This is a genomic window from Streptomyces sp. NPDC054796 (assembly GCF_053611545.1).
This window is the reverse complement of record NZ_JBSHAO010000010.1, coordinates 100,982-114,467: the sequence shown is the minus strand read 5'-3', so window position 1 is coordinate 114,467 and position 13,486 is coordinate 100,982. Positions and strand designations below refer to the sequence as shown.

13 protein-coding genes are annotated in these 13,486 nt (G+C 73.5%); 8 read left to right on the top strand and 5 right to left on the bottom strand.

All coding sequences use genetic code 11. From position 1 onward, the window contains the following. The first annotated feature begins 77 nt into the window (after window positions 1-77). The 3 genes from ACWGJ2_RS11320 to ACWGJ2_RS11310 all read left to right on the top strand — a co-directional run bounded on the left by ACWGJ2_RS11320 (window position 78) and on the right by ACWGJ2_RS11310 (window position 2,268). Complete coding sequence (locus ACWGJ2_RS11320; RefSeq protein WP_453345782.1) at window positions 78-413, top strand: bifunctional 3-phenylpropionate/cinnamic acid dioxygenase ferredoxin subunit; 336 nt, start codon at window positions 78-80, stop codon at window positions 411-413. Further along, the gene (locus ACWGJ2_RS11315) at window positions 410-1,576 is read left to right on the top strand and encodes an NAD(P)/FAD-dependent oxidoreductase (protein ID WP_453345781.1); all 1,167 of its coding nucleotides are present in this window, start codon (window positions 410-412) and stop codon (window positions 1,574-1,576) included. The genes ACWGJ2_RS11320 and ACWGJ2_RS11315 overlap by 4 nt, the downstream gene beginning before the upstream one ends. 257 nt (window positions 1,577-1,833) lie before the next feature. Continuing rightward, window positions 1,834-2,268: an STAS domain-containing protein gene (locus ACWGJ2_RS11310; protein WP_453345780.1), complete on the top strand. Its 435-nt coding sequence runs from the start codon at window positions 1,834-1,836 to the stop codon at window positions 2,266-2,268. A gap of 39 nt (window positions 2,269-2,307) precedes the next feature. Here the strand turns inward: ACWGJ2_RS11310 and ACWGJ2_RS11305 are convergent, their stop codons facing one another. Beyond that, the gene (locus ACWGJ2_RS11305) at window positions 2,308-2,913 is read right to left on the bottom strand and encodes a TetR/AcrR family transcriptional regulator (RefSeq protein WP_453345779.1); all 606 of its coding nucleotides are present in this window, start codon (window positions 2,911-2,913) and stop codon (window positions 2,308-2,310) included. 163 nt (window positions 2,914-3,076) lie between these two features. On the opposite strand from ACWGJ2_RS11305, the gene ACWGJ2_RS11300 reads away from it, so the two are divergent. Both ACWGJ2_RS11300 and ACWGJ2_RS11295 read left to right on the top strand, forming a co-directional pair. Then, complete coding sequence (locus ACWGJ2_RS11300) at window positions 3,077-5,665, top strand: glycoside hydrolase family 3 protein (RefSeq protein ID WP_453345778.1); 2,589 nt, start codon at window positions 3,077-3,079, stop codon at window positions 5,663-5,665. 95 nt (window positions 5,666-5,760) lie between these two features. Then, entirely contained in the window at window positions 5,761-6,561 is an 801-nt protein-coding gene (locus ACWGJ2_RS11295) for an ArsR/SmtB family transcription factor (RefSeq protein ID WP_453345777.1), read from the top strand. A 64-nt stretch (window positions 6,562-6,625) separates the two neighbouring features. On the opposite strand, the gene ACWGJ2_RS11290 is transcribed toward ACWGJ2_RS11295, so the two are convergent. Beyond that, the gene (locus tag ACWGJ2_RS11290; RefSeq protein ID WP_453345776.1) at window positions 6,626-7,243 is read right to left on the bottom strand and encodes a TetR/AcrR family transcriptional regulator; all 618 of its coding nucleotides are present in this window, start codon (window positions 7,241-7,243) and stop codon (window positions 6,626-6,628) included. Window positions 7,244-7,408: 165 nt separating this feature from the next. On the opposite strand from ACWGJ2_RS11290, the gene ACWGJ2_RS11285 reads away from it, so the two are divergent. Both ACWGJ2_RS11285 and ACWGJ2_RS11280 read left to right on the top strand, forming a co-directional pair. Then, window positions 7,409-7,858 carry a nuclear transport factor 2 family protein gene (locus ACWGJ2_RS11285; RefSeq protein ID WP_453345775.1) on the top strand — a complete coding sequence of 150 codons (450 nt, stop codon included), beginning with the start codon at window positions 7,409-7,411 and terminating at the stop codon, window positions 7,856-7,858. Continuing rightward, a complete protein-coding gene (locus tag ACWGJ2_RS11280; protein ID WP_453345774.1) occupies window positions 7,855-8,760 on the top strand; it encodes an NmrA family NAD(P)-binding protein in 906 nt (301 codons plus the stop codon). Before ACWGJ2_RS11285 ends, ACWGJ2_RS11280 begins: the two co-directional genes overlap by 4 nt. A 46-nt stretch (window positions 8,761-8,806) precedes the next feature. Here the strand turns inward: ACWGJ2_RS11280 and ACWGJ2_RS11275 are convergent, their stop codons facing one another. From ACWGJ2_RS11275 to ACWGJ2_RS11265, 3 genes are read right to left on the bottom strand one after another with little or no spacing between them, the layout of a single operon-like run. Further along, window positions 8,807-11,200, bottom strand: a complete 2,394-nt coding sequence (locus tag ACWGJ2_RS11275; RefSeq protein WP_453345773.1) for a xanthine dehydrogenase family protein molybdopterin-binding subunit — start codon at window positions 11,198-11,200, stop codon at window positions 8,807-8,809. Then, window positions 11,197-11,856: a (2Fe-2S)-binding protein gene (locus ACWGJ2_RS11270; protein ID WP_453345772.1), complete on the bottom strand. Its 660-nt coding sequence runs from the start codon at window positions 11,854-11,856 to the stop codon at window positions 11,197-11,199. The genes ACWGJ2_RS11275 and ACWGJ2_RS11270 overlap by 4 nt, the downstream gene beginning before the upstream one ends. Continuing rightward, window positions 11,853-12,932, bottom strand: a complete 1,080-nt coding sequence (locus tag ACWGJ2_RS11265; RefSeq protein ID WP_453345771.1) for an FAD binding domain-containing protein — start codon at window positions 12,930-12,932, stop codon at window positions 11,853-11,855. The genes ACWGJ2_RS11270 and ACWGJ2_RS11265 overlap by 4 nt, the downstream gene beginning before the upstream one ends. 321 nt (window positions 12,933-13,253) lie before the next feature. Here ACWGJ2_RS11265 and ACWGJ2_RS11260 point away from each other — a divergent pair, with 321 nt between their 5' ends. Next, window positions 13,254-13,484 (top strand): hypothetical protein, encoded by a 231-nt coding sequence (locus ACWGJ2_RS11260; RefSeq protein ID WP_453345770.1) that lies wholly within the window; start codon window positions 13,254-13,256, stop codon window positions 13,482-13,484. Window positions 13,485-13,486: the final 2 nt, after the last annotated feature.

The window sequence follows — 13,486 nt, the reverse complement described above, 5'->3', positions numbered from 1 at the left end:
TTGGATTCTGTTGCGCATCGCGCTTCGCAGTGCACGATACGAAACGCGATGATACCGAAGAGTACGAGGGGGACCCAGTGATTCCCGTCTGTCGCCTCGAAGACCTGCCCGAGGGCGAGTCCATCCGTGTCGCCACCCAGCCGCCGATAGCCGTCTTCCATTCCGAGGGGCGGCTGTACGCCATCGATGACACCTGCACCCACCAGGACGCCTCCCTCTCCGAGGGCTGGCTGGAGGGCTGTCTGATCGAATGCCCGCTCCATGAGGCTTCATTCGACCTCCGTACGGGCACCCCGACCTGTCTCCCGGCCCGCAAGGCCGTCCGCACGCACCCCGTGACCGTCGAGAACGGCACGGTCTACGTCCACGAAGCGGCTGAGGAGATCAGCCCTCAGGAAGGAAGCGCAGCTTGAAGACCATCACGATTGTCGGAGCGTCGCTCGCCGGCCTCTACGCCGCGCGGGAGCTGCGCGCCCAGGGCTTCGACGGAAGGCTGGTGATCGTCGGCGAGGAACGCCACAGGCCCTACGACCGACCACCCCTCTCCAAGCAGTTCCTCACCGGGGCCGTCACCCGGGAGCAGTTGACGCTGACCGATGACGACGACGAGACGGATCTGGCGGCCGAGTGGATGCTCGGGGCGCGCGCCTCGGGGCTCGATCCGTGGGAGCGGGCCGTCCGCCTCGAGGACGGCCGCAGCCTGTCGACGGAGGGCCTGGTGATCGCGACGGGCGCCGCGGCGCGCCGGATGCCGGGCGGCGACATGCCGGGCGTGCACACCCTGCGCACCGTCGACGACGCGCAGGCGCTGCGCGCGGACCTTCGCCGGGGCCGGGCCCGTGTGGTGGTGATCGGCGGCGGCTTCATCGGCGCCGAAGTCGCCTCGTCCTGCGCCACGATGGGCCACGAGGTCACCGTCATCGAGGCGGCCCCGCTCCCCCTCGTGCCGCAGCTCGGCGAGGAGATGGCCCGTGCCTGCGCGACGCTGCACAAGGACCACGGCGTCACCCTGCTGTGCGGCACGGGCGTCGCCGCGCTGCGCGGGGGCGCCGACGGGCGCGTGGGCGGCGTGGAACTCCAGGACGGCCGCGTGCGCCCCGCCGATGTGGTCGTCGCGGGCATCGGCGCCAGGCCGAACACCGGCTGGCTGGAGGGATCGGGGCTCGCACTGCGGGACGGTGTGGTGTGCGACGCGGGCGGTGCCACCGGGATGCCGGGGGTCGTGGCCGTCGGGGACGTGGCCCGCTGCGGCGACCACCGCTCCGAGCACTGGACGAGCGCCACCCAGCAGCCCGCGACCGCCGTCCGCAACCTCCTCGCCGGGGCAACCGTGGAGGAGCACCGCGCGCTGCCGTACTTCTGGTCCGACCAGTACGGCGTGCGCGTCCAGTTCGCGGGGCGCCGGGGGGAGGGGGACACGGTCAGGGTCGCGGAGGGCTCGTCCGACGACCGCAGCTTCCTCGCCGTCTACGAGAACGAGGGCCGTACCACCGCCGTCCTCGCCTTCAACCGCCCACGCCCCTTCGCCCGTATGCGCCGCGAAATGTCCCGCGCGTCGCAGCCGGTGGCACTCTGAACCCGCACCGGCGTCCCGTGAGGTGCGCCCATGGACCCCCGTAAGCAGCGCTGAACACCCTTGAGCACCCGCAAGGTACGGACCTCGGACATCCTCCGTCCCGGCTCATCACACACTTCCGTATCCGCACGTCCCTCCTTGTCGCACGGTGGATTCACCCGCGCAGGAAAGGGGAACGCGGTTATCTGTTCCCGCCTGCGACATGTGCCGTCGCCGGGGACAGGACGGAATCCACGTTCGGGCCGGACGGAGATGTCATGCCCCCGGGCACGGGCCACTTGGTCATCACCACCCTCGCGCACAGTGACAGTTGTGCTGTCCTGCGGGTCAGCGGGGATCTCGACTACGCCTCGGAGCTGTCGTTCATGGCCGCTCTCGGTGATGCCGTGGACGCGGGCTACCGCTATCTCGTCCTGGATGTGACGGCACTGGTCTTCTGCGACTCGCGCGGGCTCAACTGCCTGCTCGCGCTGCGGTGGTTGCTGCACCGCCGGCCCGGTGCGCTGCTCCTCGTCCACGTGGGGAGGCGGCTGACCGCGCTGCTGGCGCAGACCGGCAGCACCGATCTCTTCCCCTCCTTCTTGACGGTGCGTCACGCACTGGAGACCGTCCCCGAGTCCTCGCGCCCCGTCTGGCCGCCGACGGCGGACGCCACCGCCGCGCCGTCCGGCGAGCAGGACAGCGGTAGTTGACGTCAGGTCAGGCGCCCGCGCCGGGCGCCTGGCGACCCGTCAGCAGGAAGAGCGCTTCGCGTCGTCCCCGTCGTCCAACGGGGCGCCGTACCCCAGCAGCGCGAGGAAGGCGCGGAAGACGGCGGGCATGTCCACGGCCTCCGGGTCCAGCAGCCACTGGTACTGCAACCCGTCCATGACGGCCACGAGCAGGGGTGCGGCCTGGGCCGGGGTGAGTCCGCCGGGCAGCGTCCCGCCGAGTTCGGCGCGCAGCAGCGCCGCCATGTCGCCGCGCACCTGGGTGTAGCGGCGGGTGAAGAAGTCGCGCGCGGGGTGGTCCTCGGTGACGCTCTCGCCGAGCAGCGCCGAGAAGGTCCGCACGATGGCGGGGCGCATCGCGTTGTACTCCACCAGCGAGCCGAGGAGATCGAGCCGCCGCGCCCCGGCGGTGCGGCTGCCACCTGTGTCCCAGCGGTCGCGCTCTTCCAGCACGGCCACGAGAAGCTCCTCCTTGGTGGGGAAGTAGTGCAGCAGCCCCTGCTGGGTGAGGCCCACCCGCTCGGCGACGGCCCCCAGCGACGCGCCCCGGTAGCCCCGCTCGGCGATCACCTCCAGAGCCGCACCGACGATCTCCGCCCTGCGCTCCTGGCTCCTCGCCCTGGTCATCTGCCCGCCCGCTCCTTCCGTGGCCGCCCGGCCCGCTCGGTTCCCCGTCGGCAGGACCGTACGCCACGCCGCGACATCACGAAAACATAACAAAACCTACTGCTCTACAGGCACAGGGTCCACCATGGGAGCGGCAGCGGACAGTCGACGAGGAGGTACGGACATGGGTGACGGGGTTCCCCGGAGCAGCGGAAGCGGACGGTCGCCGGAGGGCGGCCCGGCGCCGGAGGGCGGTTCTCCGGCCGAGGGCGAGTGGGCGCGCGAGGCCGTCGTCGAGGCCGCGCTGGACAAGCTCGACCTGGACACGAAGGCGCGGCTGCTCGCAGGCCAGGACATGTGGTCGCTGCCCGCCGTGCCCGGGATCGGGCTGCCGTCGCTGGTGATGTCGGACGGCCCCATCGGGGTGCGGGGTGTGCGCTGGACGGCGGACGACCCGTCCGTGGCGCTGCCCTCGCCGACGGCGCTCGCGGCGGCCTGGGATCCGGGCCTCGCGCGGCGCGCAGGGCGGCTGCTCGCGCAGGAGGCCCGCCGCAAGGGTGTGCACGTACTGCTGGCCCCGACGGTCAACCTGCACCGCTCCCCGCTGGGCGGACGGCACTTCGAGGCGTACAGCGAGGACCCGTACCTCACCGGCGCGATCGGCACCGGCTACGTGCGGGGCGTGCAGGAAGGCGGCGTGGGGACGACGGTCAAGCACTTCGTCGCCAACGACGCGGAGACCGACCGCTTCACCGTCGACAACGTGGTCGGCGCCCGCGCGCTGCGCGAGCTGTATCTGAGGCCCTTCGAGATGATCGTCAAGGGGGCGCGGCCCTGGGGGATCATGACGGCCTACAACTCGGTCAACGGCACCACCATGACCGAGCACGGTCCCCTGGTGAACGGGGTGCTGCGCGGGGAGTGGGACTTCGACGGGTACAACGTCTCGGACTGGATGGCGGCGCGCTCGACCAAGGGCGCGATCGAGGGCGGCCTGGACGTGGCCATGCCCGGCCCACGCACGGTGTACGGGGAGGCGCTGGCCGCCGCCGTCCGCGCGGGCGAGGTCGAGGTGGCACACGTGGACACGGCCGTGCGCAATGTGCTGCGGCTCGCGGCGCGCGTCGGCCTCCTCGACGGCGCCCCGCCCGTGGTCACCGCGCCGCCCGCCGGGATCGACGGGCCCGCGCTGGCCCGCGAGATCGCCCGCCGCTCCTTCGTCCTGGTGCGCAACGAGGAGCGCGACGGCCGCCCCACGCTCCCGCTGGACCCCGCGCGCACACCCCGTATCGCCCTCATCGGCGCCCTGGCCCGCGAGCCGCGCGTGCTGGGCGGGGGCTCGGCCACGGTCTTCCCCGAGCACGTCGTCTCCCCGCTGGAGGGCCTGCGCGAGGCGCTGCCCGAGGGCGCGCTGACCTACGCCGTCGGCGCCGACCCGAGCGACGAACTGGCCGTCGCCGACGCCGGTTTCACGCTGCGCGCCGTCTGCCGCGACGAGGCGGGGGAGGTCCTGGGCAGCGCGTCCGTGCCGAACGGCATGGTCCAGTGGCTCGGGAACGACCTGCCTCCTGGCGTGACGTACGAGGCGCTGCACTCCGTCGAGATCACCGGCACCCTCACCCCGCGCGAGAGCGGCGAGCACTCCTTCGGCACCCGGGGCACGGGCGGCTTCACGCTGACCGTCGACGGCACGGTGCTCTTCGACGGGGAGCGCTCCTCGGACGACCCGTTCGGCGCGATCTTCGACGCGCCCGTCGAGCACGGCCGCGTCGCGCTGACGGAGGGACGGTCCGTGGAGATCACCCTGCGCCACACCGTCGACAAGGGGGCCACGGGCCCGCTGCGCGCCATCGTGTTCGCGCTCGCCCACCTGGGACCGCGGCGCGATCCGGACGAGCTGATCGCGGAGGCCGTGGCCGCGGCCCGCGAGGCCGACACCGCGCTCGTGGTGGTCGGCACCACCGAGCGCGTCGAGTCCGAGGGCTTCGACCGCACCACCCTCGCCCTGCCCGGCCGTCAGGACGACCTCGTCCGCGCCGTCGCCGCCGCCAACCCCCGCACGGTGGTGCTGGTCAACTCCGGCTCGCCCGTACAGCTTCCCTGGCGCGACGAGACGGCGGCGCTGCTGCTCACCTGGTTCCCGGGGCAGCAGGCGGGCGCCGCGCTCGCCGACGTGCTGCTGGGCGCCCACGAGCCCGGCGGGCGCCTCCCCACCACCTGGCCCGCGGTGCTCGACGACACGCCCGTCAAGGGGACCGTTCCGGAGGACGGCGAACTCCCTTACAACGAGGGCGTCTTCATCGGCTACCGCGCCTGGCAGCGCGACGGCCGCGCACCCGCCTACCCCTTCGGGCACGGCGAGGGCTACACGAAGTGGACGTACGAGAGCGCCCGCTTCACCCCTGCCGACCCAGACGCCGACGCCGACGCCCAGGACCCGGACGCCGCCGGCCGCCTCGGCACCCTCACGGTGCGGCTGCGCAACACCGGGGACCGCCACGGCCGCGAGGTCGTCCAGCTCTATCTGGCACCGGAGCGGCAGGACGGCGGCGCGGACCGGCCCGCGCGCTGGCTCGCGGGCTTCGCCTCCGTGGAGGCCGCGCCGGGCGAGAGCGCCGAGGCCGTGGTGCCGCTCCCCCGCCGCGCCGCCGAGGTCTGGGACGAGGCGGCGGGTGACTGGCGGCTGGTGCCCGGCCCGTACAGGGCGGAGGCGGCGCACAGCGTCGAGGACGTGCGGCTGCGCACGGCGGTGGAGGTGACGGGCGAAGCCTGAGCCGGGGCGGGCCATGGAGCCGTGGAGCCGTCAGGGAGGCGCCTCCCACTGGACGCGCAACCAAAAGGTTGCCTATCGTGGAGCGGGGAGGCACCATGGACGAGGTATTCAAGGCGCTCGCCGACGCGCACCGCAGGCAGCTCCTCGACAGGCTCCATGAGCGTGACGGGCAGAGCCTGCGCGAGCTGGGCGAGGGCCTGGAGATGACCCGGCAGGCAGTGAGCAAGCACCTCGCCGTGCTGGAGACGGCGTGTCTGGTCACCGTCGTACGCCACGGCCGGGAGAAGCTGCACTACCTCAACCCGGTACCCATCAACGACATCGCCGACCGCTGGATCGGCCGGTACAGCCGCGAACGGCTGCGCACCCTCGCCGACCTCAAGCACGTGCTGGAGAAGGAACCCATGAGCAAGCCCGAGTTCGTCTACGTGACCGTCATCAGAACCACCCCCGAGCGGCTCTGGCAGGCGCTCACCGACCCGGCGTTCATCCGTCAGTACTACGAGGGGACGGGCCCCGAGTCGGACTGGAAGGTCGGCTCACCCGTGAAGTGGAAGATGAGCCCCGACGGCGAGTCCCACGACTGGGGCCAGGTGGTCCTGGAGTCCGAGCCGTACCGGAAGCTGGCGTACACCTGGCACAACTACCAGCCCGAGATGGCCGAGATGTTCGGCTGGAGCGAGGAGAAGCTGGCCGAGCTGCGCAAGGAGCAGATCTCGAAGGTCTCCTTCGAGATCGAGCCGCTGGGCGAGTCGGTCCGGCTCACCGTGATCCACGACGACTTCGAGCCCGGCAGCGAGATGCTGGAGGGCGTGAGCGAGGGGTGGCCGGAGATCCTGTCCAGCCTCAAGACGCTGCTGGAGACGGGCGAGCCGCTGCCCGCGCAGGACGGCTGACCGGGGCCACGCACCCCCATCAAGGCACCCCGTCAGGGTGCCCCGGCGGAGTGCCCCGACGGGGTCACGGCGCCTCCCCCGACGCCAGCACGGCGCGGGCGAGCGCCGCGACCCCGTCGCGCATCCGCTCCGGCGCGGTGCCGCCCGCGCTGACGTGCTCGATGAGGTCGCTCCGCACGGCGGCCAGGAGGGCGTGGGCCAGGAAGCCGGCGTCACGTTCGCCGCGCACCTCGGCCAGCAGCGCGGCGAGCTGCCCGTGCCACAGCGCGTAGCCCTCGTTCCGGTACGGGCTGCCGCTGCCCGCGTTCTCCAGGGCCAGCATCAGCGGGCGGCTCTCCAGCTTGAGCCGCAGCAGCGCGTCGAGCAGCGCGAGCACCCGCTCCTCGGCCGGGGCGCCGGGCCCGAGCGGGGGCGGGCCTTCCGCTACGTCGCGCCTGAGCGTCTCCGTACGCTGCTCGACGAGCGCCTTGACCAGTCCGACGCGGTCCCCGAACCGGCGGAAGAGCGTGCCCTTGCCGACGCCCGCCTCGGCGGCGATGTCATCCATGGAGACCCGGCCGGGATCGCCCCGCTCCTCGAACAGCCGCGCCGCCGCCGCGAGCACCGCCTCACGGTTCCGCACGGCGTCGGCGCGCTCTTTGCGTACGGGGGGTACGGGGGGCTCGGGGGGTACAGCGGGCAAGGGTTCCTCCTGGGGCGCGGAAACGGACTACTGGTCCGCACTCTAGGCGGGGCTCAGGTCCAGCGCAGGGGCAGGTTGGCAAAACGGACCGGCAGTCCGTATATTCGGTGAAGCGGACCGCCGGTCCGCATTCATGCTCCCGCCCCTCCCCCGAAAGGCACAGCCATGCCCGCGTCCACCACTGCCCCCACCACCCCCGAGCAGGTCTTCCGGCGAAGCCTGGAGCTGCTGCTCGCCAAGGACATCTCCGGCTGGCTCGGACTCTGGGCCGAGGACGGTGTCGTCGAGTTTCCCTTCGCGCCGCCCGGCGCGCCCCGGCGGCTGGACGGCAAGGAGGCCGTCCGCGCCTATATGGCCGACTACCCGGACCACATCGACCTCGCGGACATCCCCTGGGCCGAGGTCCACACGACCGGGGACCCCGAGGTGGCCGTGGCCGAGTGGCGCGGGGTGGGGCGTGTGGTCGCGACGGGTGAGCCGTACGACATGACGTACATCGTCGTCCTCACCGTCAAGGACGGCCTGTTCACCCACTACCGCGACTACTGGAACCCGCTCGTCGTCCAGGAGGTCACGGACGGCGGCAACGCGCCCTTCGGAGGCGGTGCCCGATGACCGGACCTGAACCCGTTCTCGTGACCGGGGGCACCGGCAAGACCGGCAGCCGCGTCGCCGCCGGGCTCGCCGGACTGGGGCACCCCGTGCGCGCGGGCAGCAGATGGCCCGCGCCGGGCCACCCCGTAGAAGCACCCGTGGACGCGCCCGTGGACCGCTCGACGAACCATCCCGTACGGCCCGTGCGCTTCGACTGGGCCGACCCCGCGACGCACGGCCCCGCGCTCGACGGGGCACGCCTGCTCTATCTCGTCGCACCCCTCGCGGACCCGGACCCGGCGGCCGTGATGCTGCCGTTCCTGCGGCGGGCGCGGGAGAGCGGCGTGCGCCGGGCCGTGCTGCTCAGTTCCTCCGCCATCACGGAGACCGGCGACGGGCTGAGCGTCGTGCACCGCGCCGTCCGCGACACGTTCCCCGAGTGGGCCGTGCTCCGCCCCTCGTGGTTCATGGACAACTTCACCGGCGACCACCCGCACGCCCACAGCATCCGCGCGGCGGACGAGATCGTGACCGCGACGGGTGAGGGGCGGGTCGGGTTCGTCGACGTGCGGGACATCGCGGAGGTCGGCGTACGGGCGCTGAGCGACGCGCGGGCGCACAACACCGCGCACCTCATCACGGGGCCCGAGGCGCTGAGTTACGCGGACGTCGCCGCCGTCGTCTCACGCGTCACCGGCAGGCGGATCGCGCACCGTCCCGTCCCGTACGAGGCCATGCGCGACAGGCTGGCGGCGACCGGGATGCCGCCCGCCTTCGCGGCGCTCCTCGCGGGGATGGACCGGTCGATCGCCGGAGGCTCCGAGGACCGGGTCAGCCCCACGGTGGAGCGCGTCACCGGCAGGCCCCCGCGTTCCTTCGCCGAGCACGCGGCGGCGCACGTGGCCGGTCTGGCGCGCGGGTAGCGGCAACGGGCGTACGCGCGTGCCGCGCCCGGCGGCGCCCCGTGGTTCACCCCCGTGCGCGGTCCAGGCCCTCGGCGGCGAGGAGCTCCCAGACCCGTGCGGGGGTCAGCGGGGTCTCGGTGAGGGCGTGGGCGATCTCGGGCACCGCGTCCGCCACGGCGTTGGCCACCGTGACGGGCGGCGGCAGCGTGCCGCCCTCCCCCAGCCCCTTGAAGCCGCCGGGGATGAGGGTGCTGGGTGTGACGGTGTGCTCGACGCCCACGTCGGGCACGTCGCCAGGCCCCGGCAGCTCGTAGTCCCACAGCGAGGTGGTGAGCGGCTGCGCGGTCACCGGGTCGTACGCCGACTCCTCCATCAGCGCGAGCCCCAGCCCCTGCGCGACGGCCCCGACGATCTGGCCCTTGGCGATGAGCGGGTTGACCAGGACGCCGCTGTCGTTGACGGTGTGGTACTTCTCGACCGTCACCGTGCCGGTGTCCAGGTCGACGGCGACCTCGGCCGCGTGCGCCGAGTAGGCGAAGGTGATCGCGGGCGGGTCGAAGTCGACGGTCTCCTCCAACTGGATGCGGTCGTGTTCCGCGCGGCCCCAGCCGAGCCAGCCGCGGTGGGCGACCTCGCGCCACGTCGCCGTCTCCCCCGTCTTCCCGGCGCGGAAGACCTGCCCTTCGAGCCTGACGTCCTCGGTCGCGGTGCCCAGATACCGGGCCGCCAGCCCCTGCATCCGCTCCCGCATCCGCGCACCGGCCAGCATCAGCGCCCCGCCGGAAAGCGCGACGGAGCGGCTGGCCTGCGAGGACAGTTCGGAGTGCGGGGTGGTGTCGGTGTCGCCGAGACGCACCGCGATCTGCTGGAGCGGCAGTCCCAGTTGCTCCGCGACGATCTGCGCCAGCGCCGTCTCGATGCCCTGCCCCATCGAGATCGCCCCGGCGAACACGGTGACGGTGCCGTCCTCGTTGACACGGATCCGGCCGCCCTCCCAGCCGCTCATCTCCGCGCCCGCCAGCTCCAGCAGCGCGGTCGGCGCGAAGCCGGTGATCTCCACACACGGTGTGACGGCCGCACCCCGCCGCACCCGCCCCGTGCGCTCGCGCCTGAACCCCTCGGCCAGTTCGGCGGCGCGGCGCAGGGCTGCCGGGTAGTCGCCGTTGTCGTAGGTCATCAGCGTGCGGGTGGTGTACGGCATCTCGTCGGCGCGCACGAGATTGAGCCGCCTCAAGTGGCCTGCCTCCACGCCGAGTTCGCGCGCCGCCTCCTCGATGAGACGTTCCCTGATCCAGGCCGCCTCCTGCATGCCGTAGCCGCGGTAGGCCCCGGTGGGCACCGCGTTGGTGTGGACCGCGGTGACGGTCGCCCCCGCGCGGTCGAAGCGGTAGGGCCCCTCGATCGACTGTCCCGCGACCTGGAACGGGCCCGAGCCGCCCTGCGTCGGGAAGGCGCCGAGATCGCCCTTGATGTGGGCCTCCACGGCGAGGAAGCGGCCGTCGGCGTCGAGCGCGAGCCGGGCGTGGGCGCGCTGGCCACGGCCCTGGTAGCTGGCGGTGAGCGCCTCGGCTCGGTCCTCGGTCCACTTGACGCGGCGGCCGAGGAGTCTGGCGGCCAGGCACACCAGCACCTCGTCCACGTACACCGCGGCCTTGCCGCCGAACGCGCCGCCCACGTCGGGCACGAGCGCGCGGATCTGGTCGACGCGCAGCCGCAGCGCGGTGGCCAGCCCGTAGCGGACGGCGTGCGGCACCTGGGTGCTGCTCCACACCGTCAACTGCTCGGTGGCGTCGAGCCATTCGGCGAGGATGCCGCGCGGCTCCATGGAGCAGAAGCTGACCCGCTGGACGCCGAGTTCGCGCTCGACGACGTACGGGGCGCCCGCCATGATCTCCTCGACGTCGGAGGCCGGGTCGCCGAAGCGCACCTCGCCCGCGATGTTGCTGCCGTCCTCCGGGTAGAGCAGCGGCGCGCCGTCGGCGAGCGCGGCGTCCACGCCCACCACGGCGGGCAGCGGCTCGACGGTGACCTCGACACGTTCGGCCGCGTCCTCGGCCGCCGCCCTGCTGTCGGCCACGACGATGCCGATGGGCTGGCCGACGTAGCGGACCGTGGGCGCCGCCAGCTCGATGTGCTTGAGGCGCTGGCCGGGGATGTTCCAGACGGTGGGCAGGGGTTCGGTGTGCCGCGCGATCTCCTCGGGCCCGAGCGCCAGGTGGGCTCCGGTGTCGCGGAGTGCGGCCGAGGCGTCGAAGCGGGTGACGCGGCCGTGTGCGACGGTGCTGCGGACGAGGGCCGCGTGCAGGGCCGAGGCGTCGTCGATGTCGTCGACGTAGCGCCCCTGGCCGCGCAGCATGCGCGGGTCGTGGACGCGGGGCAGCGGGCGCCCGATCAGGCCCTCGCCGAGGGCGGGTGACGTGGGTTCGCCGGGGGCGGGTGCCGTGCCGTCGCCGGTCATCGGGTGGCCTCCCCGCCCTTGTCCGAGGGGCCCGAGGGGAACGCCATGTCGGAGGGGAGTGTGACCTCGGGGTGCGTGGCCTCGCGGGGTGTGTCCGCGGGATACGAGGGGTGGCCCGGGGTGTCCGCGAGGTGTGGGGCGTGTAGGGGCTCGCCCGGGGTGTCCGGGAAGTGTCGGGCGGGGTTCGTCTCCCGCCCTCGGCGCTCGATCGCGGCGCGGATGCCCGCGTAGCCGGTGCAGCGGCAGCGATGTCCCGCCAGCACCTCGTCGACGGTCGCCTCCGTGCCCAGTCCCTCCCGTTCGGCGGCGGTGAGGCTCATCAGGATGCCCGGGGTGCAGAAGCCGCACTGGAGTCCGTGCTCCACCATCAACGCCTCTTGCAGCGGCGAGAGTTCACCGTTCCGCGCCAGCCCCTCGACCGTCTCCAGGCGGTGCCCGTCCGCCTGGACCGCCAACATCAGACAGGACCGCACGGGCGTCCCGTCGAGCAGGACCGTGCAGGCTCCGCACACGCCCTCCTCGCAGCCGACGTGTGTGCCCGTGAGCCCCAGGCCGTGACGCAGGAAGTCGCTCAGCAGGGTCCGCGCCTCCGTACGGCCCGAGCGCACCGCGCCGTTCACGGTCACGGTCACCTCGCGTGTCGTGGTCCCGCTCATGCCCTGCCCCTTCCCTCGGCGTCGGTGTCCCTTCCCTCGGCTCCCTCGGCCGCGGCGTCAGCGCGAGCCGCTTCCGCCGTCTCCGGTTTTGTGCGTGCTTCGGCCGCCAGGCGGCCGAGGGCGCGCCGCACCGCTGTGCGCAGCAGCGCGGTACGGAACGCGGCGCTGCCGTGCAGGTCGCTGGGCGGTGCGGCCTCGGCCTCCGCCGCGTCGAGCACGCCGTCGAGCACGTCGCCGGTCTCCCCGCCGGTGAGTCCGGCGACGAGCGCGTCCAGGGACCGGCCCCGCAGCGCCTCCTCGGCGCGGGCCAGCCGCACGGGCCGGTCCGCCACCCCGGCGCCCGCCAGGCGTGCGGCGGTCACCGTCGTCGCGCGGGTGCCGTTCGTACGGGCGAGGTCGAGGCCGAGGCAGACCCCGACCAGCGGGAACCCGCCCTGGCCGTGCCGGGGGATCTCCACGAAGCAGAACCGGAAACCGTCGCGCCGTGGGAACTCGACCGCGGTGAGCACCTCGCCCGGGCGCCGGGCTGTACGGGGAGCGGGCGCGCCGGGTGTGTTCGTCGCACCGGCCACGTCGGCCACGTCGGTCGCGTCGGTGGCCTCGGTGGCCTCGGAACGGAAGAAGTCGTCGGCGGACACCGTGCGCTCGCCCTCGGCCGACCGCAGGAACATCCGCGCCCCGAGCGCCACGGCCAGCGCGGGCAGCTCGGCCGCCGGGTCGGCGTGGCTGAGCGAGCCGCCGACCGTGCTGCGGCTGCGGATCTGCGGGTGCGCGACGAGGCGCACCGTCGCGGGCAGTACGGGCAGCGCGCCGCGCAGCGCTTCGTGGCGCTCCAGCTCGCGCAGCCGGGCCATCGCGCCGATCCGCACGCGGTCCGCGCGGATCTCCACCGCGCTCATGTCCCGCACCCGGTTGATGTCCACGACGACGGCCGGGCGCACCCGGCGCCGGTTGAGCAGCGGCAGCAGGCTCTGACCTCCGGCCAGCAGCGACGCCCCCTCCCCTGCTTCGGCCAGAGTCTCCACCGTCTCCTCGACGGTGCGCGGCTCCACGTACTCGAACGCGGGAGGTTTCATGCGCCCTCTTCCGGCTGCTCCGACAGGTCCGCGCCATACCCCGCCCCGTACGGTCCCGCCGTGGTACGCCACGTGTCACGGGCGGCACATGTCGCGGGCCGGGTGCCACGACAAGAGTCGGCGCTGACGGCGACGGAGGCAAGAGTCCCGCACCACGCCACACCCGTCCGCCACACCTGTCCGCCACACCCCTACGTCACAGCGGACGCACAGCGTCCACCGGGCCGGGGCACAACGGGGCGCCGCACACTGCGTGTCAGCGGACGTGGGCGGGACCGCCCAGAAACAGACACGGACACAGACACGGACAGGAGACGCGGCATGAGGGACGGACAGACATCCTCGCGCTGGCTTCGGCTGGTGCGCACCCCGTGGACGGCGGCCTGTGTGACGGTCGCGGTCGTGCTGGGCCCGGCAGCGACGACCGCCTCGGCCCTCGACCAGGCCAACGCCTCCCCGAGGCACCGCCCGTACTCGGCGCTCGGCCACCAGCAGAACGCCGTCCAGCCCGCTCCCGTACGGCTCCGCGGAGGTGAGAGCGCACGCCGATAGGG

What these genes read in the sequence shown, in the direction of transcription:
- ACWGJ2_RS11300 (WP_453345778.1), top strand. Translation starts at nt 3,077, where the DNA reads ATGGGTGACGGGGTTCCCCGGAGCAGCGGAAGCGGACGGTCGCCGGAG.
- ACWGJ2_RS11270 (WP_453345772.1), bottom strand. Translation starts at nt 11,856, where the DNA reads ATGAGCGGGACCACGACACGCGAGGTGACCGTGACCGTGAACGGCGCG.
- ACWGJ2_RS11260 (WP_453345770.1), top strand. Translation starts at nt 13,254, where the DNA reads ATGAGGGACGGACAGACATCCTCGCGCTGGCTTCGGCTGGTGCGCACC.
- ACWGJ2_RS11285 (WP_453345775.1), top strand. Translation starts at nt 7,409, where the DNA reads ATGCCCGCGTCCACCACTGCCCCCACCACCCCCGAGCAGGTCTTCCGG.
- ACWGJ2_RS11280 (WP_453345774.1), top strand. Translation starts at nt 7,855, where the DNA reads ATGACCGGACCTGAACCCGTTCTCGTGACCGGGGGCACCGGCAAGACC.
- ACWGJ2_RS11310 (WP_453345780.1), top strand. Translation starts at nt 1,834, where the DNA reads ATGCCCCCGGGCACGGGCCACTTGGTCATCACCACCCTCGCGCACAGT.
- ACWGJ2_RS11305 (WP_453345779.1), bottom strand. Translation starts at nt 2,913, where the DNA reads ATGACCAGGGCGAGGAGCCAGGAGCGCAGGGCGGAGATCGTCGGTGCG.
- ACWGJ2_RS11295 (WP_453345777.1), top strand. Translation starts at nt 5,761, where the DNA reads ATGGACGAGGTATTCAAGGCGCTCGCCGACGCGCACCGCAGGCAGCTC.
- ACWGJ2_RS11265 (WP_453345771.1), bottom strand. Translation starts at nt 12,932, where the DNA reads ATGAAACCTCCCGCGTTCGAGTACGTGGAGCCGCGCACCGTCGAGGAG.
- ACWGJ2_RS11275 (WP_453345773.1), bottom strand. Translation starts at nt 11,200, where the DNA reads ATGACCGGCGACGGCACGGCACCCGCCCCCGGCGAACCCACGTCACCC.